The sequence below is a fragment of the Endozoicomonas sp. SESOKO4 genome, assembly GCF_024606275.1.
Genome location: NZ_JAHHPS010000562.1, coordinates 1 through 1,802, shown reverse-complemented (window position 1 = coordinate 1,802; position 1,802 = coordinate 1). Strand labels below are relative to the sequence as shown.

2 protein-coding genes are annotated in these 1,802 nt (G+C 45.9%); both read right to left on the bottom strand.

Annotated features, from left to right (window positions below):
* Positions 1-756 precede the first annotated feature (756 nt).
* On the bottom strand, positions 757-885 hold the full coding sequence (locus tag KDK16_RS10955; protein ID WP_257255043.1) for a hypothetical protein: 129 nt from the start codon (positions 883-885) through the stop codon (positions 757-759).
* The coding region (locus KDK16_RS10950) for a hypothetical protein (protein ID WP_257276132.1) at positions 882-1,802 on the bottom strand (921 nt) is incomplete at its 5' end. The genes KDK16_RS10955 and KDK16_RS10950, both read right to left, overlap by 4 nt.

The following is a 1,802-nucleotide window of genomic DNA, read 5'->3' as shown; positions in this document are numbered from 1 at the left end:
GTGCAACAAAAAACAATGTTAATAGCCTGAAGTGTTGGATGCATGGCCGTCCAGTACAGGGTTTCCTGAGCTGCGCACGTCAGCCATGAGCGGTATGTTGTTTGGCCACTTACCCTTGTTCATAGTAGGTTTATACTTCTGCATGACTACACGCCAAATTGTCTGCATGAACTTGTTCTTTGGAGTCAATACCATGAGACCGAAAGAACACCCTTGCTGCGCTGTGTTGATTGCTGCAGTGGTAACCAGTTGGGCTGCACAGGCATCAACCGCTAATTTATATTTTAAAAGCAATACAGATAACAGCTACTTGGCCAGGCACGTGGATGATGGTGACTGTATGGAAGATTATCCTATGGATGATATTGGTTTCAATGGGCTTAGAACCCGGGTTTCGCCAGGGGCTGTGACGCATATATACTATTCTTCGTCGGTTTTTCACTGCGCATGGCATGGGTCCTGGTTCGATTTCGTTGTCAGTGATGCTCATGGACATAGGGCAGACATAAGGTGGTACAAGCACGCAAGTGGCGACTTACCCTATTTAACGATACGTAGCGACCCCAACCATCTAATTAAACACTGGGATTCAGCGTATCATGATAACGACCTATCACGAGGAGGGTATTACTCTACGACGATTACCCTGAGCTATTGAAAGCCATATCAAGGCTGTGTCAAAACCAGACGAATTCTCGCTAACCAAGACCTGTCGTTTATCCGGGAGGTCTTGGTTTTTTTGTTGGTTCTTTGAGTCTATAGCAACGTCACCATATACCCGTCAAGGAATGGACGCATCATGAAGTGAAAATCAGGTATAATCGCTACCGCTTTTTCTTCGAATCGATCATCATTACTGATCCGCACCCTGTGTATCAACGTCATTCTCTATTACCCTCCTCTGTGTATTGGTCTGCGAATGCAAAAATTTTGCTTGCAAACAACGTAAGTCCTTTGGCGAGACTGACCAGAGGAAAAACTCCGTTATCTGCACCGAGATTGAGCTGATCGTTGTCATTACGGAAGTCTCTTGGAAATGCTTTCTGCGCGTCCAAAGGATGTAAAGGTTTCGGGTACAGTATTTTGTCCAGATGCCCCGTGCGCTTTAAGTGTTCTGAGTAGCACTCACTGGAAGGGGTAAATGCACAACGGTCTGGTACCTCATCAGGTTGCAGGGCAGTCCAGTACAGAATCTCCTGAGCTGTGCGAGTCAACCATGAACGGTATTTACCATCGTCAAGCTGCATAATTTTTTGCAATCTTGGCTTGGGTTGTACTTCTATTTCTTTTGCAAACAGACCCGAAAGGTATTCGTTAAGTAGCTGCTCAATAAAGTTTTCTGTCTCTTTCAGTGTCTTTGGATTCTGATAAAAATAATCCGGGGAGTCCCGGCGCAAGCGTGACCTTAACAAAACAGCTGCCAGCAGGTTTTCACACATGGCATTGGCAAAACTTAACCGCTGTAAAACCTCAGGAGTGTAACCCCAGGTTTTAGAGTCTTTGGAACCAAGACCACTTTTCATGGAGCCATAAAACTCAACATCTCCCCAATCCCTCAAACCACTCCAGCCAAAATCAGGACGTTCAATGGCTTCGATCCAGGCATCAAAATCTCCGGGTAATGGAAAGGCATAATAATCTGAGTTCCCCAACAACGGACTGAGGAACACCCAACGACGCCCGACAGCGTGAAATGACGGTATCGTTGAGGTAGGCATAATGCCGAACTTGCCATTAAGTACGCCAATATCATGAATACTGTTCAACAGACCTTGCTCAGCAGTCGCGTAAGGAGTGCTGGT

Excerpts from the sequence above, each read along its gene's own strand:
- KDK16_RS10955 (WP_257255043.1), bottom strand. The coding sequence starts at position 885 with ATGACGTTGATACACAGGGTGCGGATCAGTAATGATGATCGATTCGAA.